This window comes from Bradyrhizobium sp. LeoA1Lang (assembly GCF_055413685.1).
In genome coordinates, this window is the sequence record NZ_JBVAPG010000697.1 from 1 (window position 1) to 248 (window position 248).

1 protein-coding gene is annotated in these 248 nt (G+C 64.1%); it reads right to left on the reverse strand.

Going from position 1 to position 248, the window contains the following annotated elements:
- A partial coding sequence (locus ACZYOF_RS44995) for an IS66 family transposase (RefSeq protein ID WP_463719728.1) occupies window positions 1-248 on the reverse strand: 248 nt, incomplete at both ends.

The window sequence follows — 248 nt, forward strand, 5'->3', positions numbered from 1 at the left end:
TGGAGGTCATAGAGGCTCCTGAGCCACCAGGCCGCACGCTTCACCCAGCCGGCAAGCGTCGACCGGTCGAGATGGACGCCCTGGCCGGCCAGAATCTGCACTTGCCGATACAGCGGCAGATACCAGGCGAACTTCGAGATCACCACGTGGCTCACGAGTGCGGTCGAGGCCATGCCGCTCTCGATCAGGCGCGGCAGCACCTTCGCTTGGACCACACCATCGGTGCAGCTGCGGCAGCCATATTTAGG